Origin of the sequence: Parapedobacter flavus, assembly GCF_035818675.1 — a bacterium.
GTDB classification, from domain to species: domain Bacteria; phylum Bacteroidota; class Bacteroidia; order Sphingobacteriales; family Sphingobacteriaceae; genus Parapedobacter; species Parapedobacter flavus.
The window spans coordinates 205,869-229,064 of record NZ_JAYKZZ010000016.1; the positions used below are offsets into that span (position 1 = coordinate 205,869).

Sequence of the window (23,196 nt, forward strand, 5' to 3'; positions counted from 1 at the left end):
AGTTTAGCGGGGAAGGACAGGTTCTTTTTTCTAAATGCATACACGCACACGATTGCGCGGCCCGTTCCACGCTGGCTTGTAAATATTTCCCCAAAAACTTGCTGCACATATGGCATTTATCCCTATTTTTGCGTCTCACCTTTTACGTAATTCCTATAATGGCAAGACTAAATTTACTGGAAGAAACACGCTTCGAGAAAGTACCCGTGAGTGTTCACGCCGACCCTACCGCAGCATCCTTGGCGGTAGCCAAACGTATCGCTGACCTGATCCGTAGCAAAAAAGAGAACGGTGAGCAGGCTATCTTGGGCCTCGCTACCGGTGCCACCCCCGTGCGGGTGTACGCGGAGCTGGTCCGCTTGCACCGCGAAGAAGGGCTCAGCTTCCAAAATGTGGTCACCTTCAACCTCGATGAATATTATCCGATGCTACCCGATTCGGAGCAAAGTTATGTGACGTTCATGAATACGCATCTCTTTGACCACGTAGACATCAAACGAGCCAACGTGCACATCCCCGATGGTACATTGGCCATGGAAGATATCCATGATTACTGCTTGGCCTACGAGCAGAAAATTACGGCATTGGGCGGACTGGATCTGCAGATCCTCGGTATCGGCCGTACCGGCCACATCGGCTTCAATGAACCGGGATCAGCCCCTAATTCCGGCACGCGGCTCGTCACGCTCGACGACCTTACCCGCAGGGATGCCTCGCGCGATTTCGGTGGTAAAGAGAATGTGCCCACCAAGGCCATCACCATGGGCATCGGTACCATCTTCAAAGCCCGCGAGATCATCCTTATGGCGTGGAACCAGAAGAAGGCCGAGATCGTCAAAAAGGCTATCGAAGGCGAGCTTTCTGCCGATGTGCCAGCCACCTACCTGCAGCTTTCGGACAGTGTAGAGTTCGTGCTCGACGAAGATGCGGCATCCATGCTCACCCGTTTCGATACGCCGTGGTTGGTGAAGGATTGCGTTTGGGATCGCAAAACCGTTAAGAAGGCGGTGGTGTGGCTTTCGCAAACCCTCAAGAAGCCGGTCCTTAAACTTACCGAAGACGATTACAACACCAACGGTATGGCACAACTGGCCACCGAAAAGGGGCCCGTATACCAAATTAATATCGATATATTCAACCAACTGCAACATACCATTACCGGATGGCCGGGCGGTAAGCCCAATGCCGATGATAGCCAACGCCCCGAACGCCGCGACCCGGCAAAGAAACGGTCGATCATTTTCTCGCCGCACCCGGATGATGATGTGATTTCCATGGGCGGCACCTTCATCCGGCTGGCCGACCAGGGGCACGATGTGCATGTTGCCTACCAAACTTCGGGCAATACGGCCGTATGGGACGACGATGCACTCCGCTTTATCGAGTTTGCTACCGATTTCGCCAAATCGCAGGGCATCGATACGCAGAAACTGGAAGCGCTCTACGCCGAAACACGCCGGTTTATTGGCGACAAGCGGCCCAACCAAATGGATACGGCCGAGTTGCTTACCGTCAAGGGGCTCATCCGCAAGGGCGAGGCCATCGCTGGTGCTCGCTTCGCCGGCTTGCCCGACGAGAATATCCATTTCCAGAACCTGCCCTTCTACGATCGGGGCAAGTACAGCAAGGCGCTCGATTTTGAAGACGACATCGTGGCCACCATGGAGCTCCTCCAACAGATCAAGCCCCATCAGATTTTTGCCGCGGGCGACTTCGCCGATCCGCACGGCACCCACAAAGTGTGCTTCGATATCATCCACGAAGCCATGGCACGCCTCCGCAAAACCGAAGCGTGGACCAAAGATTGCTGGTTATGGCTTTACCGCGGTGCTTGGCACGAGTTCGAAATCCACGAAATTGAAATGGCAGTTCCATTATCGCCACAAGAAGTGTTACGCAAACGGCACGCTATCTTCAAGCATCAATCGCAGAAAGACCTCCCCGTATTCCCGGGCGATGACGCCCGCGAATTCTGGGTGCGCGCAGAAGAGCGTACCCGCGAAACGGCCAAGCTATACGACGGTTTGGGCATGGCTGAATATGAAGCTATTGAGGCCTTCGTACGGTGGAAGTTTGAAGAGGAATAACGCTCGTTGTCTATGGCAACCCCGTAGGAGCGGAAATGTTACAGGTTCCGATTATTCATCATCTGGATGAATGTTTCTTTCTTTTTCGGGGAAATCATCACCGGAAAATCGTCGCTCATCACGGCATAGCCGCCGTCAGTTTTTAGCATCCGTTTTATCTCGTTGAGATTGATGATGTGGGAGTTGTGGATGCGCATGAATTGATGGCCTGTCAATAACACTTCGTATTCCTTCAGGTTCTTACTCACCATGATGTTCCGGCCACAGGTGAGGTAAAACGTAGAGTATGCGCCGGCGGCCTCGATACGGATGATGTTTTGCAGCGGCACGAACTCAAGTTCGTTGGCTAGTGACAGGGTAAGGGTGGGTTCACCACGGTGTTGCATGTTATTCAGGTTCTGTATCAACGAGCTCAGCATCTGCTGGTGGCTTTCTACCGATCTGCTCAGCACTTTGCTTACTGCTTCTTTCAATTCATCGATATCGATGGGTTTAAGTAGGTAGTCGGCAGCGCTAAACTTGATGGCCTTGATGGCATAATGGTCATACGCCGTGGTGAATATGACGGCAGGGCTGAGGTCCGCGACCTGTTGAAGGATTTCGAAGCCGGTGCCGGTCTGGAGCTCAATATCCAAAAACAGCAGATGGGGTTGGTGCGCTCTAATCAGTTCGACGGCTTCACCAATCGCCCCGGTTTGGGCCACCACCTGCACTTCCGGGCAATTTGCTATTACGAGATCATGCAAGAGCTCTCTGCTGCGGACTTCGTCTTCGATGATAATTGCTTTCTGCATTGCCGTTGTCAATAATCAAATACGATAGGGTCTGCTGCACGCGAGCTCACAAGCAGTTGCAGTACCACCCGCGTTCCCGCCGGATTTCCATCGGGCGTCACCAGGTCCTGTACATTCACCGATATCCGATCCGTTACTTCTTCATTCAACACGCGGATACGGTCGTGGAGTAACCCCTTATAGGGGGTTGTGTCGTCTGTGTCGCGCTTCTGCTTCCGTGCTTTGGCAGCTTCGCGGCCACAACCGTTGTCTGTGATGGTACAGATCAAATGTGGGGCCTGGTAACCGAAGGATATTGTCACTTCCCCCTTCTCATCGAGATTGAGGATGCCGTGATACAAGGCATTTTCCACATAGTGGTAGATGATGAGCGGTGGCAGCCCTGCAATGTCTCGGGGCATATCTTCATCCGCTGCGATGACGTAATCGAATTTCCCCGTGAACCGCATTTTCTCAAGTTCAAGGTAAAGTTTTAAAAATTGTTTCTCCTGTGTCAGCGTTATTTCCGGCTCGTTGGCCTGGGTAATCAGCTCCCGGATAAATCGGGAGAACCGCGAAACATAGCTCAAAGACGTATTGGTATCGCCCTTATTGATGTAGTATTGCAGGTCGTTGAGCGAATTAAATACAAAGTGAGGATTTATCTGGGCCTGTAGCACCCGCATGTGCAATCGTCGGTTTATGCGTTCGATATCGCGGTTTTGCTTCCCGATGACGGTATTGCGTTGGGTCAATAATTTGGTCAGGTGGGTCTTCATCCGATACCTGTTATACATCAGTACCACGATGACCACGGCAATAATAATCAACAGGATACTCACGTAGCGCAGCGTCTTATCGCGCTCGGATGCCAACAGCGTACTGGCCAGTCTTCGCGATACGATTTCACGTTCCTTGGTTACCAGCTCCAATTCGGCGTCGCGTTGTCCGTCCGGGCTGGCCCCGGGGCCTTCCATGATAATCCCTCCAATTTCGCTGCCCAAATATTTGGCAAGCAACTTGTTTACCAGCCGCTTGCATTCAAAGCTCTGGAAGTACTCGTTTGCGATGGGTTGCCAGTCACTATTTTTGGGGAATATACCAGCCAGCCCCGGTCGCTCGGTGGCGAAGAGGTGCTGCCTTTTCACTTTGATGCCTTTTTGCAGGCTTACTACGTACACCGTAAGCGGAACATAGCCGAAAGCGTTCCGTTCTTCCGCTATTTTCTCCAGTATTTCATAATCATCATATTGGCGGGAAACGGCGATGTCATAGCCGCGGATTAGCGCCTCCATATCATGCTCCATAGCGGTGTGCTGCATCGTATAGCCATGCAAGTGGCGTATGGTGTCGATGAATGCAGCTTCGTTGCTAAATATAGGCATGAGGTCGTTGGTTACCAGTACATTGATGTCGGGCATGTAGGGCGGGGTAAACCGTACTTCCTGCTTCCTTTCGGGCGTGATGGAAAAAAAGGACCATCCGAATAGGCCGCTACCCGAGGCGTGCTTGATTTGGTCGTAAATGCCGTTAAAGCTACCAGCGTCTTTCCAGTTAATAGAAACTTCGTAGCCGTAGGTCTTTTTGACCCAGTCGGCAAAGGATTCCATCAGTTCATATTCCACACCTTGCAGTTTTCCGTTCACGTCATCAAAAATGAACGGGTCGATGTCATACCACAATGCCGTGATGGTACCCCCCCCATTTTGCTCCACCTGTGCCCAGCTGTCCGTTTCCTGCCCCGATGCCACAGCTATCCCCGTACCCAGTGCAATGGATAGTAGGAGTCGTGTGTATAACCGTTTCCGGAGGCGCATCGTGAGCTGTTTACCTTACCGCTAAGGTAGGAAAAAAGGGGATTAAAAAGCCTTTGGTTTTCCTGAAAGCATTTTTTTGTAGTCTTTGGGATTAATGGGCTTGAAAAATTCATGAATGATATTCCGGGAGGCCCGGGTACGGAGACCCATGTCGGCCATCAGTTCATCCAGGTGCTGGAAATTGAAGGGGGCCACGCACAAGCCGCTGAATTCCGACGCAATGGGCCTCCCCACGCTCCGCCATTTTTCCATTGCGCGCATTTCATCCAGCATATCTTCGGCGGGCGGTAGGATCAGTTCGCCCGACACGACAGCAGCGAGCCAATGTGCGGCCACCTCGGAGGTTAGCGTGGTAAACAAACTCGAATTGAATCCCACGAATCCCATTTGTGGGAGGTCTGGATGCAGGATGTTCCGGTACAGTGTGTACATGCCCTTTGCATTGGTAATCATCTCTTGGTATTGCACATTGAGGAAAGGCAGTCGCTGCCTGAAGCCCGTGCCGAGTACCACCATGTCGGGCCGTATGACCTGCCCGTTTGTCAACACCATATCGCGGCCTTCAAAACGGGCCACTTCGGAGCAGATCCCCGCGATTTGCCCCGCGGCTACTTTCTTGTAAAAATCGACCGGCTCCACCCCCAAGCTGCAGCTGATCTGGTCCTCGATGCGATGCGTTGGCAGCATACCGCACTTTTTGAGTCCGAATTGTTTTTTCAGCAGCAGTTCGAGCAACCGCCACTGCGCCCACACCATGGGTTTTCCCACCGAATGCAGGATACGCTGGAACACCGGTTTCTTGCGGGCATTGAAAAATGCTTCCGAAAAGCGGGAAAACAGCAGGTATTTCATGTTGACGCGGTTGCCGAAGTAGCGCGGCACCTTCCATTGCGCCCGGCGGTAGATGAGCGTACAGCTTTTGCCGATTTCGGATGCCGTGGTTGCGATATCGGTGGCCGACTTGGCGAAACCGACTACGGCAATGTCCTTGCCCGCCAGCTGTTCGGTAGCCGATACGAGGGAGGAATGCAGCAGTTGCCCACCGGTTTCGTGGTAGGTATCCATGCCGGGAATCTTCGGTATATAAGGCTCATGAAAGGTGCCGGTACATACCACCACGTAAGCGAAAGAAAGGGTCTCACCGGCTTCGAGCCGTACCACCCAGTTGAACCCATCGTAGTACATACTTTTGACGGTCGCACGAAAACGGATGTGGGGCATCACGCCAAAATGGGCGGCATAGTTTTGCAAGTACTCCTGCACCTGCCCGCCTGTGGGCCACATGGGGTAATGCGCCGGCATCGGGAAATCCGAAAACGCGTACTCATCGCGCGTGGTCTGCGTGGTCACGCCCATGTAGGAGCAGCTCCCATGCCACACCCCGCCAACCCCATCAGATTTTTCCAGTATGGTGACCTGATAGCCCTTTTGCAGGAACGTTTTTGCTGTAGTGAGGCCGCTGATACCGGCCCCGATTATCCCTATATGTTTCATTTTGACACTGAATTGAATTTTTTTTCTCGTTCTTTGTGATAGTTGCCTTAAAATCACTTATTTTACGCAGTCCAATTATGTATACATGACTGCCTATTTTCTCATTGCCGGGGGCGCCGCGTTGCTGACAGCAAGCTGCTGCTGGTATTTCCGGAAAAAAGCGACCGCCAGCAACCTCATTCATCAGCGACGGGTGAGCGAACTGGAGGATGCACTTTGGCGTTTGCAGATGAACCCCCATTTTCTCAACAACTGCCTGAATAGCCTCAATAGCATGATTCATCAAGGCGACAAGCAATCGGCTACCCGGTACGTGACCACGCTGTCCAGGCTGGTCCGCAAAGTGTTGGAGCATTCTGAAGAAGCGACCATCACCCTTGCCGTTGAGCTGGATACCGTACGCCAGTACATCCACATGGAGCAGCTTCGTTTTGGCGACCAAATTGCGATCGAAATCATCACCCCACCAGATATAGACCCCGAAATCATCATTGTGCCTCCGCTTTTTATCCAGCCCTTTGTTGAAAATGCGTTGATCCATGGCTTACTCCCGCGACAGGCATGCGGCACCATCGTTGTCGAGTTCTTGGCGACACACGAAGATATATTGTCCTGCTCCATTTCAGACGATGGTATTGGTCGTAAACAGTCTGCAACCGCCATCGAAAACGTACCCTCCACCAACAAGTCCTTGGGTATCGCGATTACCCGCAAACGCATTGCGGCGTTCAATAAAGCGTTTGGTCGCGTACTGCCTTTTACTATCCATGACCTGGTTGATGCCGATGGGCAGCCTGTCGGTACTTCGGTAGCGATCCAGCTTGCACGGGTATCCAGTGAGTAAATTCCGTTCACGCGTTGCGGCTATTTCACGTTGACCAAGACCTTTATTTTACCCACACCAGCACCATTGTACTCCTGCAATGCTTTTCCGATCACCTGGCCCGGCCCGATTTTGCTTTTGTCGGCTTTCATGGCCACGCCGCTCATGGAAGAAGTTACCAAAAGATCTCCCCGTTTGATGGCGCCGCCTTCCAGGCACACTTTGGTGGGTATCACCCCAACTACCCCCATGGGTGCCATGTGTGAGATGTCATCGTCGATGCCTTCTTCAGTGAGCAATACGCCCGGCTTGGTGGCGTACACACCCACCACGATATCGGAGTATGCTTCGGCCGATTTGGCTACCGTGCGGTCTTCATCCATGGAGATCACCAGCACATCCCCCGGTTCGTATTGGGCAATGGTTCCTTCCACGTCAAAGGCTTCGGCGATGTCGGCGCCACCATTAACGGTGCCACCGTTGAAGAAGCCAGTACCCACGGCATTGATCCGGGCGACATTGGTTGCTGGATTGTTGCCTGACCGAAACACGGCCTTGTTACCTGGGCCGTCAGACTGAACGATTAATACATTGGCGGCATTGTCTGCAATCAGATGGGCTGCAGGAGCGTTGCCAATAACCACGGCTCGTAACGCCGTTCCGGTACTTGCCAATGCGCTAATTGCGATTCCGCCGCCAGTGGATGAAGCCAATAAGCCAGCTCCATTCCCATCATGCCGTGCTACCAAGACCGGGGAGACATTACCCGGATTCGTGATTTTAAAGTCGGCAACGTACCCCGTCGCACCGGAACTTTCGGCCAGAATGGCACCATGGTTGTTCCCATCTATTCTTATCGTCGGTGTTAAGCTATTCTGGCTGGTTGACGTGAAATAGGCCGCTGATCCTTGGTTGCTGTTTGACTCAACACGTAGTGCCGTGCTTGGATTTGAAAGTTGATCAACGGAAATTCTCGCAGCCTGCCCGGTGCCCGAATTTCTGGCAAAAAATGCCGTTCCGCTACCCTGCGATGCGGCAAGTAGCGCCGAAGCCGTATTTGATGCATTGCTGATGGCGAAATGGCCAGCGCCGCCCCCTGTTCCCGTAGCACGACCCGTTACGGCGGCATTACTATTGGGAATATTAACGGTGGTTTCACCAATCACCGCAGCCCCAATACCACCAGCCACCCTAAAACGTGCCGCAGCTGCTAGTGTACTGTTTGACTGCACCAATAGGGTTTCTTGATTGTTGGCCTGCACCGTATTACGCAAGAGCAGTGCGTTGGCGTCGGCACCTCCAGAGGTAAAGAACTCCGCTACAGGCGCGGGCCCGAAACTCGTTGCGCGGAGCGCAGTCCCATTGGCGGCGACCACATCGATTCCGCGGCCTGTGCCTGTGCTTACTGTTTCCACAAAAAGACTCGGATCGTTATTGGAACTGGTGGTCGACCGAAAGGAGGCGACCATACCGGTACCTTGCTTGACGCCCTCGAAAACGGTGCCTGAGTTATTGTTAAATCCCGAAAACGTACTACCCGAGGTCGACCGTGCTGAAACCGCTGCCCCGCCCCCTATGGTCATGACATTTAGCGTATGCGAATTGTTGTTTGTGTTGTTCGTGTGGAAAAAGCCAGCGTTTCCGGCGGTTCCGCTCGCCCGACTTATCATGCTGGTTCCGGTTCCATTGCCTGCTACCAAGAGCACATTCCCGCCGCTATTGGCGGCGTTCTCGAAACTTGCTGCGGGAGCTGTATTGCTATTGGTCTGCACGCGGAGTGTCGGCACCGATGCGGCGCTGTTGTTAATCGCGAAATTCCCCGCCGTGCCATTGCCTTCATTGGTGATGGAGAATAAGGTGCTGGGTAGATTCTCCGTAGCAATAAATGGCAATGTAAGCCCGCCTCCCGCGACTGCGCCCGGCACCCACTGCGCACCATCAAATTTGAGTACGTCGTTATTAGCAGGGGCTGCATTAGATACGGGCACCGTTTGCAACTTAGCCACCACCGGATCGGGGTAGTTACCTGAGAGGTCGCCCCCTGCTGGGCCGGTGAGTACACCATCAGCGCCAGCGGGACCCGGTTCGCCCTGGTCGCCTTTTTCACCTTGCTCACCCTGTGGTCCTTCAGGTCCCTGCGGTCCAGCTATACCCTGTGGTCCAGCGATGCCTTGGATGCCCTGCTCACCGGTATCGCCTTTCTCGCCCTGCTCACCTGGGGGCCCGGCTGGTCCTTGGGGTCCTGCGACCCCCTGTGGCCCGAGTTCTCCTTGTGGTCCGGTTTCTCCTTGTGGTCCAGCAATGCCTTGGATGCCCTGCTCACCGGTATCGCCTTTCTCGCCCTGCTCACCTTGGGGCCCTGCTGGTCCTTGGGGTCCTGCGACCCCCTGTGGCCCGATTTCTCCTTGTGGTCCGGTTTCTCCTTGTGGTCCAGCAATGCCTTGGATGCCCGGCTCACCGGTATCGCCTTTCTCGCCCTGCTCCCCTTGGGGTCCTGCTGGTCCTTGCGGTCCTGCGACCCCCTGTGGTCCGGTTTCTCCTTGTGGTCCAGCTATGCCTTGGATGCCCTGCTCACCGGGATCGCCTTACTCGCCCTGCTCACCTTGGGGTCCGGCTGGTCCTTGCGGTCCTGCGACCCCCTGTGGTCCGGTTTCTCCTTGTGGTCCAGCTATGCCTTGGATGCCCTGCTCACCGGTATCGCCTTTCTCGCCCTGCTCACCTTGGGGTCCTGCTGGTCCTTGCGGTCCTGCGACCCCCTGTGGTCCGGTTTCTCCTTGTGGTCCAGCAATGCCTTGGATGCCCTGCTCACCGGTATCGCCTTTCTCGCCCTGCTCCCCTTGGGGTCCTGCTGGTCCTTGCGGTCCTGCGACCCCCTGTGGTCCGGTTTCTCCTTGTGGTCCAGCAATGCCTTGGATGCCCTGCTCACCGGTATCGCCTTTCTCGCCTTGCGGTCCTTCGGGACCCTGCGGTCCAGCGACACCTTGCGGTCCCTGTATACCAGGATCTCCTTTTTCACCTTGCTCACCCTGCGGTCCCGGAGGGCCATTGGGATCGCCCTTCTCTCCTTGGGGTCCTTGCGGACCTGCCGGGCCTTGTGGTCCTGCCGGCCCCTGCGGCCCGGCTTCTCCGGGCGCCCCTCCTGATGCCGCATACAGTGCAAATGGTACGCTCATCAGCTGGGTGGTGCCCAAGTCAGCAAACATGCCGCCATCCATGGCAATTTCCACTTTCAGGTACTGGTTGGCGTTTTGCCACGGAATCGTGGCAAACGTCCCTTGGTCAGCCTGTCCCCGGCCGATCTGCAGTGTGAAAAGCCCCAGCTTATTGGTGGTGAGCTCATGTTCTTCACGGTACTGGACCTCGCCGGCTGCCGACTCGCCGATGACGGATAGTCGTACGCGGATGCTTTTTTCGGCCAATACCGTTCCGTCCGTGTTCCGGGCTACCGCTTGGTAATTGATGCCGTCGAGACCAGATTGCCCCGATGCACCCAAGCACGCGAGCAGCAATCCGAATGCGGCGATGAATAGTTTTGCTTTCATAATCATATTTTAGCTGTTTTTGTTGTTCGATTTAATTGTTAAGGTTAAAGCTGAGTGTCGCTTTAAATTCATTGCGCACGGTATACCGCCCAGCCATTGGCATGGTGTAGCTCATGTCCAGTTGGAAGTCGCTCACCCGAAGACCTAATCCCGTAGAGAGATGTTGTCTATTGCCCTTATCGGGCGCTTCATGGAAATAGCCCGCGCGGAGGAAAAACTGCCGATAGTAACTGAACTCGAACCCTCCGGCAATCGTAAATTCGGAAAGCTCCTCGCTGAATCCTCCCGGCGCATCGAACAGCGACGTAAACAGGGCCTCGGGCACACTTCTGTTGGGGTCTTTGCCTTGCGCTATTTCGGTGGTGGGCTGTCCATTTTCGTCCAATTTGTATGTCGGCGATGTAGGGACCAAGAGTTTGTTGACGTCCAGCAGCAGGGTGAGCCGGTTATTCGGGTCGTTGTAAAGGGCATACCCCGTTCCTAAACGTAAATTCATCGGTAGGAAGCTCTCTTTGGAATTGGTGTAGCTGATTTTGGTGCCCACATTGCTCAGGTTGATTCCCCAGGCAAATCGCTTTCCGAATTGACGGGACTGGAATAGCTCACGTTCGGAGTAAACACTCACGTCCACTGCAAATGCATTGGCTGGATCCGTTTCCAGCCCATTGTAAACACCGGCACCCAGTGCACTGTGGATGTACCGCGCCGTAAGCGCCATGGCGAAATGCTCGCCCAATTTGCGGGCATAGCTGACGTCGAGTGCAAACTCCGCGGGGCTATACCGCTGCAACAGGTTGCCTGCTTCGTCCCGAAAGGAAGCATCACCCAAGTCGAGATATTTGATCGACATCCCCAGCGACTCCCGGTCGTTCAATCGGCGGTACGCCGCCAAGTAGCTCAAGTGCTCGTCATCCACCAGTTGGCGCATCCACGGGGTATAGGAGAGGCTAATGCCCATCCGGTCGGCGAAGACTATTTTTGCCGCGTTAGCATAGAGGGCATTGGCATCGGACTCCAGGCCCGTACCAGCCTCACCCACGCCGGCATTGCGGGCATCGGGGCTCAGCAAGAGGAAGGATGCACCGGTAGTGACGGTCCGATTATGCTGGGCCGTTACCCGTGTCACTGCGGGGATCAGCCCGACGAGCAGGATCAGGAAAGCGCCGGTGAGTGTTTTGGTGTTCATTGCGTTGGTTGTTACTGAATGATTAATTTCTCGGTGTATTTTCTCGATGAGTCAACGGACAGCACCACGTAGTACAGGCCCGAAGCATACTGTTCAAGCGGTACGCGGTATTCGAGCAGGCCGGCGGCTACGTTGCGATCTTCACTATATACAACCTGGCCCGCGTTGTTGACCAGCATGAGCCGTACATTGCCGGGAGCAAATAAATTGAACCGGATGGTGGTATAGCTGGATGCCGGGTTCGGGAATAAGATGAAGTCGGTCAAGTACGGTAGCTGGGGGATATCGTGGATTACGGTTACTTCCGGTTGCTGAAACCCCTGGGTGAGGAGTAAAGGCGACTCCATCAGCGTCGCGACCACCGCTTCACCAGCGGTGTACTGAAAAATGGTGTGACCCACCTGCATACTATACCCCGTGCTCCCTACCACCTGTCTTTCCAATACGAGTTCTTGCGCATGCAGGGTTGCGGCAGATGCGCTAAGTAAGACTGCGCATAGGAGGCCTGGGAGGTAGCGACTGTTGCCTATAAGTAATGCCAAAGGAGCCATAATTTTGAAGCTTTTCTAGTTCGAGGGTCAAAACTAGTGGCAGGTGCCATACGCTTTGCATAGCACTTAACCAATGGGTTCCCCCGATTTATAGAAAGGGCGTTTCAATTGATGGTCGGTTTTTAGTATACTGCACAAAAAGATTGCACTGAATTTGGCGGGTTGGATCTAGCGTTTATCAATTCGAAACCTGCGGAAACGCAAGCTTCATCACTGTTAAAAGGCAAATTATACTTAGATGAAAAAATAATTGTATAATAAAAAACAAATGCAGATATTTGCAAACCCTTTGCGAAAAGGGGTTAATAATATATAATAGCATACCATCATGTCAAGAGTTTGTGATTTAACAGGAAAAGGGGCGATGAATGGGTACAACGTTTCCAATTCAAATGCGAAGACGAAGCGTAAGTTTTACCCCAACCTGCAGACCAAGCGGTTCTTCATTCCTGAAGAAAACCGTTGGATTACCCTGAAAGTATCCACCTCGGCGATAAAGACCATCAACAAAAACGGCATCACCGCCGTGATTAACAAGTTTATCAAGAAGGGATACGTCTAAAGAACTATCCGCACCGGTTGGGCGGATGATAATACAACGAAGCAATGGCAAAAAAAGGAAATAGGGTACAGGTCATTCTGGAATGTACCGAGCACAAAGAAAGCGGTCAGCCGGGGATGTCGCGTTACATCACCACCAAGAACAAGAAAAACACCACTGAGCGGCTTGAATTGAAAAAATTCAACCCGGTGTTGCGTCGTGTTACCGTTCACAAAGAGATTAAATAAATCGCAGTTGCTTTCATCAGCAATTTGCATAATGAATAAAAAGAGATGGCAAAGAAAGCAGTAGCATCACTCAAAACGGGCAAAGGCAAAGACTACACCAAGGTTATCACTGCCGTAAGGTCCCCCAAAACTGGTGCATATACCTTTAAGGAACTGATTGCGCACAACGACCACATCAAAGATGCCGTAGAGGCAGCTAAAGTAGCCGTTGAAGAAACCGCTGCAGAGTAACTGCTGCAGCCAATCGATATTGCGAAAAGCCGTTTCGGAAAACTACCGGAAGGGCTTTTTTGTTATGTTTGCATTTCAGCGATAACAAGGTATGGGACTATTTGATTTTTTCAAGAAAAAGCAGGAAACACCCGAGGCCCAGCAAGCCCTCGATAAGGGCCTCGAGAAAACCAAAGAAGGGTTTTTGTCCAAAATCACTAAGGCGGTTGTGGGCAAATCTACCGTAGATGATGACGTGCTCGACGAACTGGAAGAGGTGCTCGTTACTTCGGATGTAGGCGTGACCACCACCCTCAAAATCATCGACCGCATCGAAGCCCGCGTGGCGCGCGATAAGTACATCAACACGTCCGAGCTCAACACCCTCCTGCGCGATGAGATCCAAACCCTGCTCGCCGAAAACAACAGCAGCGATTTCGAGCACTTCGAATATGGCGAGCACAAGCCTTACGTCATCATGGTGGTTGGCGTCAACGGTGTGGGCAAAACAACCACCATCGGCAAACTGGCCCACCAGCTCAAACAGGCCGGTAACAGTGTGGTCCTTGGCGCTGCCGATACATTCCGCGCAGCAGCCGTGGAACAGATCCAGCTGTGGGGCGAGCGTGTCGGCGTGCGTGTGGTGGCACAAGCAATGGGGTCAGACCCTGCTTCCGTAGCGTTCGATACGGTCAAATCGGCCGTAGCCAATGGCGACGATGTGGCCATCATCGACACCGCCGGCAGGTTGCACAACAAAGTAGCGCTCATGAATGAGCTCACCAAGATCAAGCAGGTTATGCAGAAGATCGTACCCGGTGCGCCCCACGAAATCCTGCTCGTGCTCGATGCCTCTACCGGCCAGAACGCCATCGAGCAGTGCAAGCAGTTTACCCAAGCTACAGACGTTAACGCGCTGGCCCTCACAAAACTCGATGGTACTGCCAAAGGCGGCGTGGTCATCGGCATATCCGACCAGTTCAAAATACCGGTGAAATACATTGGCGTGGGCGAAAAAATGGACGACCTCCAGCTGTTCAACAAGAAGGAGTTTGTCGACTCCCTGTTCAAATGAACATAACGATAGCATGAAGACGAAACTGACAAAGGAAGCAGATATACCCCAGAAACCCCGTGTAAACGTGGTGACCCTGGGCTGCTCCAAAAACATACACGATAGCGAGGTGCTGATGGGCCAACTGCGCGGCAACGATATGCCCGTGGTGCATGAGTCGGCCGACATCCGCACGGACGATATCGTGGTCATCAATACCTGTGGGTTCATCGATAACGCCAAACAAGAATCCATCGATACCATCCTACAGTACAGCGCGCTCAAAGATGAGGGCAAGGTGAGCAAGGTCATCGTTACCGGATGCCTGTCCGAACGCTACAAACCGGAACTGCAAAATGAGATCCCCAATGTAGATGCCTACTTCGGCACGCACGATCTCCAAGACTTACTGGGCGCTGTAGGCGCGGACTATAAGCACGAGTTGGTGGGCGAGCGGTTGCTTACCACCCCTTCGCACTTTGCTTACTTCAAGATTGCCGAGGGCTGCAACCGCCCCTGTTCCTTCTGTGCCATCCCGCTCATGCGGGGCAAGCACATGTCCAAACCCATGGAAGACTTGGTGAAGGAAGCGCAACTCCTGGCCAAAAACGGCACCAAGGAGCTTATCCTCATCGCGCAAGACCTCACCTATTACGGGCTCGACCTGTACGGGAAGCGCAACCTTGCCGATTTATTGCGCCGATTATCAGACGTAAACGGTATTGAATGGATACGGCTGCAATATGCCTACCCATCAGGCTTCCCTATGGATATCCTCGATGCCATGAACGAACGCGATAATATCTGCAATTACCTCGATATGCCCTTGCAGCACATCAGCGATCCGATGCTCAAGTCCATGCGGCGCGGCATCACCAAGCAGAAAACCATCGATCTGGTCACCGCCATACGCGATCGCGTGCCGGGCATTGCTCTGCGTACCACCCTCATCTGCGGCTATCCCGGCGAAACCGAGCGGGATTTCGATGAGCTTCAGCAATGGGTGGCCGATACGCGGTTCGACCGCCTCGGCTGCTTTACCTATTCGCACGAAGAAAAAACCCATGCTCACACGCTGGAAGACGACGTGGCCGAAGAAACAAAGGCCGCCCGCGTGGAGCAGATCATGGACATCCAACAGGGCATCTCGTTCGATATCAACCAGCAGAAAGTAGGGAATGCCTACAAGGTATTGGTCGATAAGGTGGAGGGCGACTATTTTATTGGCCGCACCGAATACGATTCGCCTGAGGTGGATAACGAGGTGCTCATTCCCGCGGCACAAAGGCATTTAACGCTAGGCCACTTCGCCAATGTACATATAGACCGGGCCGAAGACTTCGATCTATATGGAACGATTGTCAAATAATCGTTATCAGTCGCGGTTTTTGCCGGCAACGCCTATCTTTGTTTACTGATGAAGGCCACCTATATAGATTACAAAGATACCAACAGCTTTTCCAAGACCTTGCTGGCATATCTCGCCGATGCGCCTGCTTTGGCACCCTTCGCGGGCAATAGGCCGACGCTTGACGGCTTCGCCCGGCAAATCGAAGCCAAAACTGGAAAAACCGACCGAACGGAATTGGTTCAAGTATTGCGGCGCCAATATGGTCACGTCTTGGCGGAACGTTCTGCCGTGACAGCCAACATCAGTGCCCTGGCAGACGAGCGCACCTTCACCGTCACCACCGGCCACCAGCTCAATATATTTACCGGGCCGCTGTATTTCATCTTCAAGATTGCCAGCACCATACGGCTCGCGCGCGACCTCAAAGCGGCCTTTCCCGACTATCATTTCGTGCCCGTTTATTGGATGGCTACCGAAGACCATGATTTCGCGGAAATCAACCATACGCGCCTCCACGGCAAGAAAATCGTGTGGGATACCCCGGCGGTGGGCGCTACGGGCCGAATGAAGACGGCAGGGATGGACGATACCGTGCAGGAGTACCAGCGTGCGTTGGGCCTGTCAGACAACTCGTCCAAATTGGCCACACTAGTCCGAACGGCGTATCTGCAACACGATAACTTGGCAGACGCGACACGGAGTCTCGTGGATGGCTTGTTCGGTGCCCACGGCCTCGTCATCATCGATGCTGATGAGGCGTCGCTCAAGCAACGTTTCGCCGCTTTCATCGAGCGGGATATCCTTGGCGGCCACAGCCATGACGCCATCGAGCAAACGTCGGTAGCCTTGCAAGCCGCCGGCTTTGCCAGTCAGGTGCACGCCCGCGAGATCAACTTTTTCTACCTCACCGATACGTTCCGGGAGCGTATCGTGAAGCTGGACGACGGCCGGTTTGAGGTGCTCAACCAAGGGCTTTATTTTTCCGAAGACGAGCTCAAGGCCGAAATACACCGCCACCCCGAGCGCTTCAGTCCGAATGTGGTGATGCGCCCGTTGTACCAAGAAGTGATCCTGCCCAACTTGGCCTACATTGGCGGTGGTGCCGAAATCGCCTACTGGCTACAGCTGAAATCGGTTTTCGAGCATTTTGACGTCGACTTCCCCATCCTCGTGCCGCGCAACTCGGCCATGATCACGGACGACAACATGTCTGTGAAGGTGCTGCGGCTCAACCTCACCTTCCGGAGCATTTTCAAAGATACCGAAGAGCTCAAAAAAGAATATGTGCGCCGCCATACCAAACACCGGCTTACGCTTAATGACGAGTGGATGGAACTCAACGCTATCTTTAGCAAGCTCAGGCTTCGGGCCCATAAGATCGATCCAAGCTTGGGCCCCAGTACCGATGCGGTGAAGGCACGGTTGAAAAAGGCCATCAATAACCTAGAGAAGAAGCTGCTTAAAGCCGATAAGCGTAACCATGAAGATGCGCTGATCCAGATCGACCGTATCAAGGAAAAGCTTTTTCCTGGCGGCGTGTTGCAGGAACGATCGGAAAACATGGGTCCATTATATGTGCGTTATGGCGACCGCCTGATCGAAGAGCTCATCCAGCACTTCAGCCCGTTGGATTTCAAGTTTACCATCATTTACTGAACCGGCTTAATTCGTTCGCTCACCTGTGCCTGGGTCGTGGTGTCACGGCCGGTCAGTTCGAAGTACATAATGTTGGGGCTAAGCACGCTTCCCCCATCAATCCGTACAAAAATGCGCGCTAGTGCCGCCTCGCGGCGATCGATAGTGGTATAAACTTTATAGGTTTTGCTTTTTTCACAATAAGCCAATCGTAGCGGATGGTCTTTGTAAGCGGCCAGCCGCAGCTCGAAGGCACCATCATCAAGCGCTTTGTGACTGATGCCGTACGCCATGGTGCGCTGCAGAAAGTTTAAATCTTTGCGTGTGCCGCCCTCCGCATAGCGTATCCAATAGGCCTTTACCGGTTCATCGACATCAACCACCCCATCAACGGTATTCAGTTGGTAGATCACCGTGTTGGCATCCGGGTCGCGCTGCAAGTAGAACAACTGCTTCGGTTCGTCGGGTACCGGCAGACTATCGACCACGACATTTTTGGTCGACTGGCGCTCCTGGGCAGTCAGTGTGAATCCCGAAAATAGGAGCAGAACATACAAACTGTTTCTTGCGCTCCCGCGGGAGCATAGGTCGTATAAGGCATGCGGACGTAAAAGCGGGTATCCCAGCATAAGCGGTCTCCTTTTTCCAAAGATAGCGAATAATTAATAATTCGTACATTAGCCGTTGAATCCCAATGAGATTCCATTAAAACAACAATTATATGGCCAGGTTCCCCATACGTTCTATGCTTTTATTCGCCGCTTCCCTATTTCCCGCTTTGGCGGGTGCACAAGTAGCGCCAGAACAGCAGAAACCCAACATTGTCATTATTTTCACCGACGACCAAGGCTACCAAGACGTCGGCGTATTCGGCTCGCCAGATATCCAGACACCCCATCTCGATCAAATGGCCGCAGAAGGCGTCCGGTTTACCAACTTCCATGCGGCACAGGCGGTCTGCTCCGCTTCCCGTGTTGCCCTGCTTACGGGGTGCTATCCCAATCGGCTGGGCATCCATGGTGCGCTGGACCATACCGCCAAACATGGTCTTCACCCCGACGAAATGACCATCGCCGACATGCTCAAGCCATTAGGCTACCATACCGCCGCCATCGGCAAATGGCACCTCGGCCACCACACACCGTTCCTTCCAACACGGCAGGGATTCGACGAGTTTTTCGGCCTTCCGTACTCCAACGACATGTGGCCACACCACCCCGAGAACAAAAACTACTATCCGCCGTTGCCCTTATATGAAAACGAACGGGTTATCGACACGGTAGACGACCAGGACCTACTCACCACCCGGTATACCGAGCGGGCCGTCGATTTCATCAAGCGGAATAAAGACCAACCGTTTTTCCTCTATCTCGCCCACAGCATGCCCCATGTGCCACTGGCCGTATCCGACAAATTCAAGGGTAAATCCGAAAGAGGATTGTATGGCGATGTCATCATGGAGATTGATTGGTCCGTGGGCCAGGTTTTACAAACCCTTGAACAGTATGGGCTCGATGAGCGCACGCTGGTCATCTTCGCCTCCGACAATGGCCCGTGGCTCTCTTACGGTGGGCATAGCGGTGAGGCCCTCCCGCTCCGCGAGGGTAAGGGTACTTCGTGGGAGGGCGGCATCCGCGTACCCTGCATCATGCGCTGGCCCGGCAAGCTGCCGGCAGGCGCTGTACAGGCCGAACCGGCCATGACCATCGATGTGTTGCCCACCATTGCGTGGATAACCGGCGCGGAGCTGCCCCGGCGTCCCATCGACGGGCTCGATATCTGGCAGCTCATGCAGGTGGCAGACGGCGCCAAATCGCCGCATGAGGCATATTATATCTATTATCGCCGTAATGAGCTCCAGGCGGTCATCATGGGCGAGTGGAAGCTGTACCTGCCGCATACCTACCGTACCATCAAGCCCGGCCAACGCCACCGCGACGACGGCATCCCGATTAAATACGAGCAAGCTCGTATCGAAGCCCCCGAACTCTACCGCCTTACCAACGATATCAGCGAAACCACTAATGTGGCGGCTAGCCATCCGCGTGTGGTTGCAACGATGCGCCGATTGGCCGAAGAAGCCCGCGCGGATATGGGCGATGCGCTTACCGGTATAACGGGCAAGAACCTGCGGGAGCCAGGCAGGATCGATGAATCGAAATGAGTCCATAAGTTCACGTTAATAGGAATCCAAATGAAACCGATGAATCCAATGACGACAACAACACTGACCTTGTTGGCCGCAGGTGGCATGGCTTGGTCATGTGCTTCAACAGCGCCGACCGACAGTCCGACGGAAACCGATTATTTTAGCGACGTCACGGCCACCCATGTGCCGCACGACCCCGAGGCGCATATCTTGGAAGTCGCTTTAGCCGATGTGGATGGCGATGGCGATCTGGATGTCATCGCTGCCCTCGAAGCGGATGAGAACAGGCTTTATATTAACGATGGCAATGGCAAGCTCTCTTGGCAGCACGGCGTATTCAAAACAGCGAAGCACGATACCGAGCATGTGCGTGCCGTTGATTTCGACGGCGACGGGCACACCGATGTGGTGTTCGTGGCCGAAGATGACCAGACCCATGAGTATTACCTCGGCAACGGCGATGGTACCTTCCGCGATGTGAGCGACCGCCTGCTGGGCATGAGCGAAGGCAACGCCCTCGACGTGGGCGACGTGGATGGCGACGACAGGCCCGATATCGTGGTGGGCAACTCCGGAAGCGAAGGCCAAGATTTCCTATGGCTGAACGACCCCGAGCGCCCCGGTTATTTTGTAGATCGTACCACCGAGAACCTGCCGCAGGTCAATGATGCCACGCAGAGCGTCAAATTGGCCGATCTCAATGGCGATGGCCACCTTGATATGGTGGTGGGTAACGAGGTACCGCCCAACCGCCTGCTGATCAACGATGGCACCGGCAAATTTACCGAGCATGCCGACCGACTTGATTTGCCCGAGCCGTTGGAAACGCGTGAAACACTGGTGTTTGATGTGGACGGCGACGGCGATCCGGACATCGTCTTTGCCAACATTACCAGTAACGGTGGCAAATGGGACAAAAATCCGGTTGCCCGCATCCTGATCAACGATGGCGAAGCCCGGTTTACCGATGAAACGGAACAACGTATGCCCGCCTACAAGTTCTCTACCTATTCGGCGCGTGAACTGGATTTCGACCACGATGGGCACCTTGATCTGCTGCTCAGTGCCGTGGCCGTACCGGGCTTTTCGGAAGAGCCCTTGCGCGCTTACCGCAACGATGGAACGGGCCACTTCGCCGATGTAACCGAAGAGGTGCTCCCGCCCTCCGTAGTTGGCCGCAACTGGAACATCACGGTAGGAGACCTCAATGGCGATGGCATTGCCGACGCATTCGTGGGCGGGTGGGGTTCGCAGGGGCGCCTCTTGTTGGGAAAGTGAAGCGAACGGATTAGGAATACCCCGCCATCTCGCGGTTTAAGGAATACGTCAAATTGACTATATTAGGTGCCTTATACATGGCATATGGTTTCGTCACATCGACAGATTTTCCGGTTTTTTCTCCTTGCGCTTGCGGCGCTACCTTTGTTCGCACAGGGCCAACCGGCCCCCACGGATATCAACTTCACACGGCAGGGTGTCCGGCGGTTTATTTTTGACGAACAGCATGCCATCCCATTAGCGGCCCTTAGGCCTGCAGAAGTGATTGGCATGTCTTCCATGTATCCGGTGAGCCATTATTCGGACACCCATGCACAGGTAACCGTCAGCACAGGCCGATTACTTATCGGTTCCGATACCGAAACGCATACCGCGGTTTGGTTCGGCGGGTTCAACCCGTTCGCCACCTATACGCTGGCGGTCGATTCGAGCGACGGAGAAGGAGCGGTGGGATTTGAATTTGCCGATGCCGACAACGCCAATCGATTTGCCGTGTCTTTGGCGTACCGTGGGCAGCGCATCGTGGATGTGAAATTGGACGTCAAGAAAGCGGGGAAGGTGGTGGCCAGCGAGTCGATCGCTACCAGCATCCCCCCGGGGGCCAAGCTGCAGGGGAAAGTCATTCTTCAACTACTGGGCAGCGGCCTGACCGTCTACACCCAGCACGACGGCGGGCTCCAGCCGATCGCCCAAGCGGACTTCAGTCCGCTGCTCGACCTGCGCGCGAAGCGGTACCTGCATACCTTCCAATCGCGTGTATCGATACAGCTGGAGCAGGGGGCGGTAGCGATCGATGGGGCTACGGGTGCGCTGACCAGCGGCATGGGGCTTGCCGATATCCGGGCCATGACCTACGAAGATGGGAGCCCGCTGCTCGACCAAGGCCGGCTGTGGTATACCATGACCATCCGGGGGCGGGCGCTGCCGCACCACGTACAGGGGGTTTTCAGTATGGACCCCACCGTGTTCGACCTCCGTTTCGAAGGGATTATCGTTTTTGACCGGGCAGATGGGATACTCCGCAATGAGGTGGCCTCGCATATCTTTTACGACCGGCGGGATCGTGTGTGGCGAGGCATCACCACCGGCTTCAGCGCTTACGCCAATCCAAAGGAACATAAGCAGTTGCTGGCCGTGGAAAGCACGAAAGATCCGCGTTTCGGGTTTTCCGTGATGCAGGCCGAGCCGTTCGGCGTAGTGGGCGACATCGAAGACCCACACATCCTATACGATGCAGAGGTGGCGAAGTGGCGCATCCTCACCTGCGAAAACATCGATGGCTATAAATCGGTCTTGTTGGAGTCAGCATCATGGAATAAGGGGTATCGGCGCATCGCCGGCCCCGTGGCCCACAATTCAACAGGAACCTCCATACAGCGTATCGGCGGCGTGCCCTACTGCTTTTCGGGAAGCAGCGAGCGTGAGATTTTCATCTACTCGTACCCCGACCTTAACGAAGTGGGCACCTTAAAGATGGACCTCCCGCCATGGGATGACAAGTCGGGCACACGGGTATGGCCCAACGTGGTGGAACTGCCCGCTGGATATCCCTTCCGGTATGTGGCCCTGATGATGGACCGCTTCAACTACCCGGGCTTGGTGGGGCCGAACTGGACCTACGGAGCCTTGTACCTATACCACGGCAATGTAGTTTATCGATAAAAACCCTCTTTTCGTCTATTCTTACTTTCATTGGTCGATGATTACCGGCCGTTTGTCTATTATCGCCCTGGGGCCGTGCAACGTTTTTTCCACGGCGTCGTCTTATCCATACAAAAAAAAATAAAAAAGTAAGGAAAATAAAATCGTATAGTTATGAAATCGTTAGTATTGAGCGCCATGATTTGCGCAGCCGCAGTAGGAACCAGTGTTGCCCGTACAAATGTGAATATGAACCTTCCGTCGGAGAAGATAAAGAAGGAGCATACCGTCGACCAAAAGAGCGTAGCCGCTTTCAAACAGGTCATCGCTTTCCATCAGCGTAATGTAGATGTGCTGTTTAACCAGTTTGAAATAGCGAAGGAACACGTGCGCGAAAGCAGGGGCAGCCACGCCGATCTGGATCGCGACGAGGCCTTTTTCATCCAGGTATACCAAGCTGATATCGACAAAGGGTTGCGCGTGGAAGCCAGTAAAAAGGCCATTGCCGAAATCGAAGCCATGTATACCAAGAAGCACGAAGCGCGCGATGCGCATGAAGCTGAACGGCTTGCCAAGTTGCGGAGCCAATTGCAGACCGAGCTGGAAAAGGAACGGAAACAATTTAAGAAAGCCAAACGCAAATTCGCCGGCTTTGTAAACGAAGAGACCCTTCCGTTGCTGAAAAAGGCAGAGCAGTATTTTGCCAGGGCAATAGACCGGGCCGAAAATGCCGATGTGGACCACATGACCGTGGCCGTACGATAGGTAAACGGTAAACGAACGCAACCTCCACCGAGTCTATATATCGCTAGGGCA

The 23,196-nt window shown here is 53.9% G+C and carries 20 protein-coding genes; 12 read left to right on the top strand and 8 right to left on the bottom strand.

Going from position 1 to position 23,196, the window contains the following annotated elements; translation table 11 throughout:
• The first annotated feature begins 158 nt into the window (after nucleotides 1-158).
• Nucleotides 159-2,087, top strand: a complete 1,929-nt coding sequence (nagB, locus tag U9S71_RS14140; RefSeq protein WP_326328161.1) for a glucosamine-6-phosphate deaminase — start codon at nucleotides 159-161, stop codon at nucleotides 2,085-2,087.
• Nucleotides 2,088-2,125: 38 nt separating this feature from the next.
• Here the strand turns inward: nagB and U9S71_RS14145 are convergent, their stop codons facing one another.
• The 3 genes from U9S71_RS14145 to U9S71_RS14155 are packed head-to-tail and all read right to left on the bottom strand — an operon-like array spanning nucleotide 2,126 to nucleotide 6,171.
• The gene (locus U9S71_RS14145; RefSeq protein WP_326328162.1) at nucleotides 2,126-2,881 is read right to left on the bottom strand and encodes a LytR/AlgR family response regulator transcription factor; all 756 of its coding nucleotides are present in this window, start codon (nucleotides 2,879-2,881) and stop codon (nucleotides 2,126-2,128) included.
• A gap of 8 nt (nucleotides 2,882-2,889) precedes the next feature.
• Nucleotides 2,890-4,677 (bottom strand): histidine kinase, encoded by a 1,788-nt coding sequence (locus U9S71_RS14150; RefSeq protein ID WP_326328163.1) that lies wholly within the window; start codon nucleotides 4,675-4,677, stop codon nucleotides 2,890-2,892.
• A gap of 42 nt (nucleotides 4,678-4,719) precedes the next feature.
• Entirely contained in the window at nucleotides 4,720-6,171 is a 1,452-nt protein-coding gene (locus U9S71_RS14155; RefSeq protein ID WP_326328164.1) for a flavin-containing monooxygenase, read from the bottom strand.
• 85 nt (nucleotides 6,172-6,256) lie between these two features.
• Between U9S71_RS14155 and U9S71_RS14160 the strand changes: the two genes are divergently transcribed.
• On the top strand, nucleotides 6,257-7,015 hold the full coding sequence (locus tag U9S71_RS14160; RefSeq protein WP_326328165.1) for a sensor histidine kinase: 759 nt from the start codon (nucleotides 6,257-6,259) through the stop codon (nucleotides 7,013-7,015).
• Between the two features lie 20 nt (nucleotides 7,016-7,035).
• On the opposite strand, the gene U9S71_RS14165 is transcribed toward U9S71_RS14160, so the two are convergent.
• The 4 genes from U9S71_RS14165 to U9S71_RS14180 all read right to left on the bottom strand — a co-directional run bounded on the left by U9S71_RS14165 (nucleotide 7,036) and on the right by U9S71_RS14180 (nucleotide 12,264).
• Nucleotides 7,036-9,000: a hypothetical protein gene (locus U9S71_RS14165; protein WP_326328166.1), complete on the bottom strand. Its 1,965-nt coding sequence runs from the start codon at nucleotides 8,998-9,000 to the stop codon at nucleotides 7,036-7,038.
• Nucleotides 9,001-9,579: 579 nt separating this feature from the next.
• On the bottom strand, nucleotides 9,580-10,536 hold the full coding sequence (locus U9S71_RS14170; protein WP_326328167.1) for a collagen-like domain-containing protein: 957 nt from the start codon (nucleotides 10,534-10,536) through the stop codon (nucleotides 9,580-9,582).
• 31 nt (nucleotides 10,537-10,567) lie between these two features.
• Nucleotides 10,568-11,722, bottom strand: a complete 1,155-nt coding sequence (gene porV, locus U9S71_RS14175) for a type IX secretion system outer membrane channel protein PorV (RefSeq protein ID WP_326328168.1) — start codon at nucleotides 11,720-11,722, stop codon at nucleotides 10,568-10,570.
• Between the two features lie 11 nt (nucleotides 11,723-11,733).
• Nucleotides 11,734-12,264 carry a T9SS type A sorting domain-containing protein gene (locus U9S71_RS14180; protein ID WP_326328169.1) on the bottom strand — a complete coding sequence of 177 codons (531 nt, stop codon included), beginning with the start codon at nucleotides 12,262-12,264 and terminating at the stop codon, nucleotides 11,734-11,736.
• A gap of 337 nt (nucleotides 12,265-12,601) precedes the next feature.
• Here U9S71_RS14180 and rpmB point away from each other — a divergent pair, with 337 nt between their 5' ends.
• From rpmB to bshC, 6 genes are all read left to right on the top strand, one after another.
• Nucleotides 12,602-12,835, top strand: a complete 234-nt coding sequence (rpmB, locus tag U9S71_RS14185) for a 50S ribosomal protein L28 (RefSeq protein WP_188507788.1) — start codon at nucleotides 12,602-12,604, stop codon at nucleotides 12,833-12,835.
• A gap of 44 nt (nucleotides 12,836-12,879) precedes the next feature.
• Complete coding sequence (gene rpmG, locus U9S71_RS14190) at nucleotides 12,880-13,062, top strand: 50S ribosomal protein L33 (protein WP_257658623.1); 183 nt, start codon at nucleotides 12,880-12,882, stop codon at nucleotides 13,060-13,062.
• A 45-nt stretch (nucleotides 13,063-13,107) separates the two neighbouring features.
• Nucleotides 13,108-13,293, top strand: a complete 186-nt coding sequence (locus U9S71_RS14195) for a DUF4295 domain-containing protein (RefSeq protein WP_326328170.1) — start codon at nucleotides 13,108-13,110, stop codon at nucleotides 13,291-13,293.
• Nucleotides 13,294-13,384: 91 nt separating this feature from the next.
• Nucleotides 13,385-14,347, top strand: coding sequence for a signal recognition particle-docking protein FtsY (gene ftsY / locus U9S71_RS14200; RefSeq protein WP_326328171.1), 963 nt, complete (start codon nucleotides 13,385-13,387; stop codon nucleotides 14,345-14,347).
• Between the two features lie 13 nt (nucleotides 14,348-14,360).
• A complete protein-coding gene (gene rimO / locus U9S71_RS14205) occupies nucleotides 14,361-15,695 on the top strand; it encodes a 30S ribosomal protein S12 methylthiotransferase RimO (protein ID WP_326328172.1) in 1,335 nt (444 codons plus the stop codon).
• Between the two features lie 48 nt (nucleotides 15,696-15,743).
• The gene (bshC, locus tag U9S71_RS14210) at nucleotides 15,744-17,333 is read left to right on the top strand and encodes a bacillithiol biosynthesis cysteine-adding enzyme BshC (protein WP_326328173.1); all 1,590 of its coding nucleotides are present in this window, start codon (nucleotides 15,744-15,746) and stop codon (nucleotides 17,331-17,333) included.
• Here bshC and U9S71_RS14215 read toward each other — a convergent pair.
• Nucleotides 17,327-17,941, bottom strand: coding sequence for a DUF4833 domain-containing protein (locus U9S71_RS14215; protein ID WP_326328174.1), 615 nt, complete (start codon nucleotides 17,939-17,941; stop codon nucleotides 17,327-17,329). The genes bshC and U9S71_RS14215 overlap by 7 nt on opposite strands.
• A gap of 92 nt (nucleotides 17,942-18,033) precedes the next feature.
• On the opposite strand from U9S71_RS14215, the gene U9S71_RS14220 reads away from it, so the two are divergent.
• The 4 genes from U9S71_RS14220 (at nucleotide 18,034) to U9S71_RS14235 (ending at nucleotide 23,145) form a co-directional block, all read left to right on the top strand.
• On the top strand, nucleotides 18,034-19,476 hold the full coding sequence (locus U9S71_RS14220) for a sulfatase family protein (protein ID WP_326328175.1): 1,443 nt from the start codon (nucleotides 18,034-18,036) through the stop codon (nucleotides 19,474-19,476).
• A gap of 48 nt (nucleotides 19,477-19,524) precedes the next feature.
• A complete protein-coding gene (locus tag U9S71_RS14225) occupies nucleotides 19,525-20,739 on the top strand; it encodes an FG-GAP repeat domain-containing protein (protein WP_326328176.1) in 1,215 nt (404 codons plus the stop codon).
• A gap of 84 nt (nucleotides 20,740-20,823) precedes the next feature.
• Nucleotides 20,824-22,401: a hypothetical protein gene (locus U9S71_RS14230; RefSeq protein ID WP_326328177.1), complete on the top strand. Its 1,578-nt coding sequence runs from the start codon at nucleotides 20,824-20,826 to the stop codon at nucleotides 22,399-22,401.
• A 153-nt stretch (nucleotides 22,402-22,554) separates the two neighbouring features.
• Nucleotides 22,555-23,145: a hypothetical protein gene (locus U9S71_RS14235; protein ID WP_326328178.1), complete on the top strand. Its 591-nt coding sequence runs from the start codon at nucleotides 22,555-22,557 to the stop codon at nucleotides 23,143-23,145.
• Nucleotides 23,146-23,196 lie beyond the last annotated feature (51 nt).